This is a genomic window from Streptomyces zinciresistens K42 (assembly GCF_000225525.1).
GTDB classification, from domain to species: domain Bacteria; phylum Actinomycetota; class Actinomycetes; order Streptomycetales; family Streptomycetaceae; genus Streptomyces; species Streptomyces zinciresistens.
In genome coordinates, this window is record NZ_AGBF01000286.1 from 1 (window position 1) to 6,276 (window position 6,276).

6 protein-coding genes and 2 pseudogenes are annotated in these 6,276 nt (G+C 69.2%); 2 read left to right on the forward strand and 6 right to left on the reverse strand.

What is annotated here, in order from left to right:
• Nucleotides 1-77 precede the first annotated feature (77 nt).
• Nucleotides 78-302: pseudogene (locus tag SZN_RS34575) on the reverse strand (LysE family transporter); the annotation flags it as partial.
• A 165-nt stretch (nt 303-467) separates the two neighbouring features.
• On the opposite strand from SZN_RS34575, the gene SZN_RS34580 reads away from it, so the two are divergent.
• Together SZN_RS34580 and SZN_RS43000 are read left to right on the forward strand one after the other, a co-directional pair.
• On the forward strand, nt 468-1,664 hold the full coding sequence (locus SZN_RS34580; protein ID WP_244313473.1) for a recombinase family protein: 1,197 nt from the start codon (nt 468-470) through the stop codon (nt 1,662-1,664).
• A gap of 8 nt (nt 1,665-1,672) precedes the next feature.
• Nucleotides 1,673-1,912: a hypothetical protein gene (locus SZN_RS43000; protein ID WP_007504451.1), complete on the forward strand. Its 240-nt coding sequence runs from the start codon at nt 1,673-1,675 to the stop codon at nt 1,910-1,912.
• Nucleotides 1,913-2,289: 377 nt separating this feature from the next.
• Here the strand turns inward: SZN_RS43000 and SZN_RS34590 are convergent, their stop codons facing one another.
• The 5 genes and pseudogenes from SZN_RS34590 to SZN_RS41730 form a co-directional block, all read right to left on the reverse strand.
• A complete protein-coding gene (locus tag SZN_RS34590; RefSeq protein WP_007504453.1) occupies nt 2,290-2,511 on the reverse strand; it encodes a hypothetical protein in 222 nt (73 codons plus the stop codon).
• A 115-nt stretch (nt 2,512-2,626) separates the two neighbouring features.
• A complete protein-coding gene (locus SZN_RS42085) occupies nt 2,627-2,815 on the reverse strand; it encodes a hypothetical protein (RefSeq protein WP_007504455.1) in 189 nt (62 codons plus the stop codon).
• Nucleotides 2,816-2,851: 36 nt separating this feature from the next.
• On the reverse strand, nt 2,852-3,493 hold the full coding sequence (leuE, locus tag SZN_RS34600) for a leucine efflux protein LeuE (RefSeq protein WP_043734688.1): 642 nt from the start codon (nt 3,491-3,493) through the stop codon (nt 2,852-2,854).
• A 78-nt stretch (nt 3,494-3,571) separates the two neighbouring features.
• Entirely contained in the window at nt 3,572-5,152 is a 1,581-nt protein-coding gene (locus SZN_RS34605) for an acyl-CoA mutase large subunit family protein (RefSeq protein WP_043734689.1), read from the reverse strand.
• A 466-nt stretch (nt 5,153-5,618) separates the two neighbouring features.
• Nucleotides 5,619-6,276, reverse strand: a pseudogene (locus SZN_RS41730) (hypothetical protein); the annotation flags it as partial.

The window sequence follows — 6,276 nt, forward strand, 5'->3', positions numbered from 1 at the left end:
CGACCTGCTGCCGCCCGTCCTGACCCGCGCGGTCAGGCGCGCCCGGCGCCGGGTGCGGTGACCCGCCGGGCGGACGGCTACGCGCCCGCCAGCGACAGCTTCACGGCGAACCCGAGGAAGAGCGCGCCCGCGGCCGAGGTCGCCCCCGCCGACAGGCGCCTGCGGCGCCGGAAGGCGGCGGCCAGCCGGGTGCCGCTGAAGATCAGCGCCGTGAGGTAGAGGAAGCTCGCCACCTGGGCGAAGACGCCGAGGACCACGAAGGAGACGGCGGGGTAGGCGTAGGCGGGGTCCACGAACTGCACGAGAACGTTCCAGAATCAAACTGCGTCTACTCTCGCGCCATACCCGCTACCAAGACCGCTCCCGAGTGGACCGCCGAGGAACTGGTAGAGCTGGCCGACCTCCAGGTCAGGAACGATGCACTACCGGAGGACGCGCCCCGCGGCCTCCTGTCGGTACGCCTGTCCATCCTCACGGAGGACACAACTTCCCCTGCCAGGCAAGAACTTGACCTCCGCCGCCATGCCATTCGTGAGGGCGTGCGGGTTGTTGGCGTGGCCAGGGACCTTGGAGTGTCTGCAACCAAGAAAGCACCTTGGGAGCGGAAGGAACTCGGGGACTGGCTCAACCACCGCATACCCGAGTTTGACTTGATTCTGTTTTGGAAGTTGGACCGGTTCATCAGGCGCATTTCTGACCTACATGAGGTCATCAAGTGGTGCGAGAAATTCGGGAAGAACCTGATTTCCCTCAATGACACCCTGGGCCTGTCATCCCCCATGGCACAAGCAATGGTGACCTTCATTGCAGCCGTCGCCGAGATTGAGGCGGCCAACACCAAGACTCGCGTCTCGTCTCACTGGGAGTACACCAAGCAGCAGGACCAATGGCGGATTGGCAAGCCGTCGTTTGGCTACAAGACTGCCAGGGTGGGCGGGAAACTCCGCCTAGTCCAATACCCTAAGCAAGCCCGAGCCGTGCGCTATATGTACCAGGCTGCAATGCGGGGGGTTCCGGCAAACCGCATTGCGAAGGTCCTAGACCGGGCCAAGGTTCCGACCTACAGCGACCGGAAGTGGAACAATCAGCAGGTTCTTAGGATTCTCAGGAACCCTGCGGTTAGGGGAATTCGCACCGAGGGAGGGACGAAGGCGGCAACCTACAAATCTACGCCGGTACTGGATAAGCAGGGCCAGGAGATCAGGGTTACGGATGAGCCGATCCTGACTGACAAGGAATTCGAGAGTGTGCAAGCGGCGCTTGCCACCCGTTCGAAGAACAAGCGTCACCATGAGAAGGACCGTCGTCCGACCCGGTTCCTCGGTGTCATGAAACACGAGTGCGGCAGGAACGTTAACGAAACGAACAACTACAAGACGCTCTCTACCGGCGAAGTGAAGGAGTACCGATACTTGCGGTGCCCTGACTGCCGGAAGCCCGGATTCGTGACGCCGGACCCTGAGCATGTGTATTCATCTTTGGCACAGGCCGTCTTTGAGGCCCTGGGGGATTACGAAGTGATCCGCCGGGAGTACGCCAGAGGTGACGAAAACAGGCGTGAGCGCAAGCGACTGGAAGAGTCCATTGCCTACTACATGTCCGGGCTGGAGCCCGGAGGAAGGTTCGACAAGGCCGGATTCGAGAGAAGGCAGAGAACACGCTAGACACTCTCATGAACGACTTGACGAAGATTGACCCGGAATCCACGAAGGACAGGTGGATCTACGAAAGTACCGGCATGACGTACAAGCAGCATTGGGAGGCTGGTGGCGTAGAGGCCATGGAAAGGGACCTGCTGAGCGCCGGGATAACTTTCGAACTTGGAAAGCAGGATGGAGAACTGTTGGGGCGGCTGGTCATCCCGCATGACGTTAAGGAGCGACTGATCAGGATGGACAACAACTGGAGTTAGCCATACCGGCGCACTCCGCGAAACCAAAAATGCCCCTTCCGGAATGAGGGGGCATTTCTTGTGTCAACTCTCGGAGGAATAGACGACATCAGCAACGACTTTCCGGTTGCCGTCCTGATCCTGGATCACGTTCACAACACGCATACTGGGGTGGGGGGTGCCCCTATCTGTTTCGTCAACCCCGGTAGGGTCGGCTTGTAGGGGATGTTCCCGGCGGATCGGGCGGCTGATGGGCAGCCCGGTGGCCGGCAGGGCCACAGTGGCCGTGCCGGTGCGCGGGCGTGATGGGGCCTGGAGGGTAGGGACGGTTGAGCCGCGTCAGGCGGCCAGGTCGACGTCGCCCGGGGTGCGTGCTTCGTAGAGCGCGCCGGTGCGGATCATCGCGTGGATGACTCCACCCGCAGGGCACCCCACACCGTCGTCTGGGCCAGCAGCACCGGATGCGCCCCGTACGGGATGAACTCCCCCGCACCGAGCACCCGTGCCGCTCCCTGCACGACGAACGAGCCGGACGCGGTCGGGTAGACGTTGAGGCAGGCGTCGTTGTTGCAGTTGCCGTTTCCGTTGCCGGTAAGTCGGGTCAGTTCCTCGCGGGCCATGCCGTAACCCCCCTGTGTCTGGCCCCAGTTGCGACCGTGGACATGACGCTACGAGTGCGGCTCATCGGCTTCTATGCGGCATCGCCAATATTCGCGTTGTCGGGTAAACCGAGGGTCAGGACGCCTCGGGGCTGCGCACGACCCTCACGGTGAGTGGCTGCCGCTTCCGCCTGCTGGGCGTGCTGACAAGGACAGAGAACGGAGTGACCTTGGAGGGCTCCTGAGACTCCTTCGGGAGCCGCTCAGGCAGGCCGAGGGCTCCTAGCGCCTCGCGCTGCTCCTGGAGGCTCATGCGAGCGAGCATGGCCGCAGCATCGTCAAGGTGAGACATGCCAGCCCCCTACGCGCTTGCCAGAGACAGCTTGACGGCGAACCCCAGGAAGAGCACCCCGGCGGCCGAGGTGGCCCCTGCGCTGAGCGTCCTCCGACGACGGAACGCAGCAGCTAGACGGGACCCGCCGAAGATGAGCGCAGACAGGTACAACACGCTTGCCAACTGGGCGAGTACGCCCAGGGTCACGAAGCCCATAACCGGGTTGGACACTGACACGAACTGAACGAAGAAGGCCACGAAGAACAGGATCGCCTTCGGGTTGAACAGGCTGATCACCAGCGCCCGGCGGAAGGGCCGCTCCTCGCCGGGGGCGGCGGCGTCCTCGGCGGCGGCGGCGTCCCGGCGGGTGCGCCACATGCCCCACGCGGCCCGCATCATGCCGATCGCCAGCCACGTCAGATAGCCGGCGCCCGCGTACTTCACGACGGCGAACAGCACGGCGTTGGCCTGGAGCAGGGAGGCGACGCCCGCGGCCGACAGGGTCATGAGGACGGTGTCCCCGCACCAGACCCCGGCCGCGGCGGTGTAGCCCGCGCGCACGCCGCGCCGGGCGGCCACCGACAGGACGTACAGCGAGTTGGGGCCGGGCAGCAGGACGATCAGGACGAGACCGGCCAGATACGTGGGGAGATCGATGACGCCGAACATGGACAGGAGTGTCACACGCCCACGCCCCTCTTCTCACCCCGTTTCGCAGGCTGGACCGCGGGGGTGCGCGCGGGCGGTTCAGAAGGCGTCACGCGGCACGTACGTCCCCCACACCGCGCGCAGCGCGTCGCACACCTCGCCCACGGTGGCGCGGGCCCGCAGCGCCTCCTTCATCGGGTACAGGACGTTGTCCGCGCCCTCGGCCGCCCTGCCCAGCGCGGACAGCGCCGCCTCCACCGCCCGCCGGTCCCGCCGCGCGCGCAGCCCGGCGAGCCGTTCGGCCTGCCGGGCCTCGACGGCGGGATCGACGCGCAGCGGCTCGTAGGGCTCCTCCTCGTCGAGCCGGAAGCGGTTGACGCCGACCACGACCCGCTCGCCGGAGTCCGTCTCCCGTGCGATCCGGTAGGCGTTGCGCTCGATCTCGCCCTTCTGGAAGCCGTGCTCGATGGCCGCGACGGCGCCCCCGAGGTCCTCGACGCGGCGCATCAGGGCGAGCGCGGCCCCCTCCACGTCGTCGGTCATCCGCTCCACGGCGTAGGACCCGGCGAAGGGGTCGACCGTCGAGGTCACGTCCGTCTCGTGGGCGAGCACCTGCTGGGTGCGCAGGGCGAGCCGGGCGCTGCCGTCCGTGGGCAGGGCGAGCGCCTCGTCGAAGGAGTTGGTGTGCAGGGACTGGGTGCCGCCGAGGACGGCGGCGAGGCCCTGGAGGGCGACACGGACGAGGTTGACCTCCGGCTGCTGGGCCGTGAGCTGGACGCCGGCCGTCTGGGCGTGGAAGCGCAGCATCAGCGACCTGGGGTCGCGGGCGCCGAACTCCTCGCGCATCACCCGCGCCCAGATGCGGCGGGCCGCGCGGAACTTGGCGACCTCCTCCAGCAGCGTCGTACGCGCCACGAAGAAGAAGGACAGGCGCGGCGCGAAGGCGTCGACGTCCATGCCGGCCGCGATGGCCGTGCGCACGTAGGCGATGCCGTCGGCCAGCGTGAAGGCGATCTCCTGTGCGGGGCTCGCGCCCGCCTCGGCCATGTGGTAGCCGGAGATCGAGATGGTGTTCCAGCGCGGGATCTCGGCCCGGCAGTAGCGGAAGACGTCCGCGGTCAGCCGCAGGGACGGCCGCGGCGGGAAGATGTAGGTGCCGCGCGCGATGTACTCCTTGAGCACGTCGTTCTGGACGGTGCCGGTGAGCCGGTCGGCGGCCGTGCCCTGCTCCTCGGCGACGAGCTGGTAGAGCAGCAGCAGCGGGGCGGCCGGGGCGTTGATGGTCATGGACGTGGAGACCTTCTCCAGCGGGATGCCGTCGAGGAGCACGCGCATGTCGTCCAGGGAGTCGACGGCCACCCCGACCCGGCCGACCTCGCCGTGCGCGAGGGGGGCGTCGGAGTCGTGGCCCATCTGGGTGGGCAGGTCGAAGGCGACGGACAGTCCGGTGGTGCCGTGGGCGATGAGCCGCCGGTAGCGGGCGTTGGACTCGGCGGCCGTGCCGAATCCGGCGTACTGGCGCATCGTCCAGGGGCGGCCGGTGTACATCGACGGGTGGACGCCGCGGGTGAAGGGGTAGGCGCCGGGTTCGCCCAGCTGCTCGGCGGGGTCCCAGCCGAGGAGCGCGTCCGGTCCGTAGACCGGTTCGACGGGCAGTCCGGACTCCGACTCGCGCGTCATGGTGGGTGCCTCCGCCTTGAGGGGCCGGTGTGCGGCGGCGTCCGGCCGGGCGGGCCGGCGGGGTGCCGTCACTCCTGTGTCCCACCTTGCCGCGTGGTTCGCCACCGGTCGCGGGCGGGGAGCGTCCCCGGGGGACATCCGGGCGGCCGGGGCGGCCGCGCTGAGACGACGGGGGCCGGGCTGCGTACCAGGGGCTTGGCGCGGTCCGCGGCGCGGGCGGTCCGCCGCGGGCGGCCGCGGTGTGGGGCCGCGGTGTGGGGCGCGGGCGGGACCGGGGGAACGTGTCCCGCCCGCGCCATGTGCACGAGCCGTAGGTACGGGGGGAACCCCGGCTCTGTGCGAAGGCCGATGACCAGTCGGCTCACTCTGGTCAGCGTCCGCGCGGCCGAAAACGTCACTGCGGAACGCGAAGATCTTCCGGTTGAGGGAAGAACAGCAGGTCAGCGGCTTGCGCTCGGGGAGTGGTTCAGCGCGGTCCGCGGTCGCCGCCGTCCGGTGGCCGGCCGGTGAGCGAGGGGCCGCCGGTCCCGCCGTCCGTGCGGTGGTCGGTACGGCCGCCCTCCTTGAAGGGGCCGGGCCCGCGTCCGCCGCCGCGGTGAGGGCCGTCGCGGTCGCCGCCCCGCCCGTCGTCGCCGTCCTGGCCCGCGGGGCCGTCACCGCCCCGGCCGCCGGCCCGCTCGGGCACACTGCGGCCGGGCGCGTTGCCGCCCGTCAGCTTGAGGATCTTGTTGCAGTACGGGCGCACGCGCTCGGCGCCGCCCGCTGCGCCCTGGAGTGCGCGCCGGTGCACGTCGTCGAGCGGCTTGCCGTTGCGGACGTCGCGGCAGGAGGAGACGACGGTCTTCCACCAGCCGCTCGTGCCGCGGTCCCGGGCGTCCGCGGAGGGCTCGCCGCCCCTGGCGGGGCCGCCGGGGGAGGTGCCTGCGGTGACCGTGCCGCTGGGCGCGCCCGATCCGCCGCCGGGCGTGGGCCCGCCCTGCGCGCCCCCGTCCGGGGAAGGTGAGACGAGCGGGGTCTCGGGCGGCACCCCGCTGGTCACGGAGGCGCCCGGCCGGGCCGGCTCGCCCCCGCGGAACGATGTGGGCAGGACTCCGGTTCCGGCCGCGACGGCGACCCCGCCGACC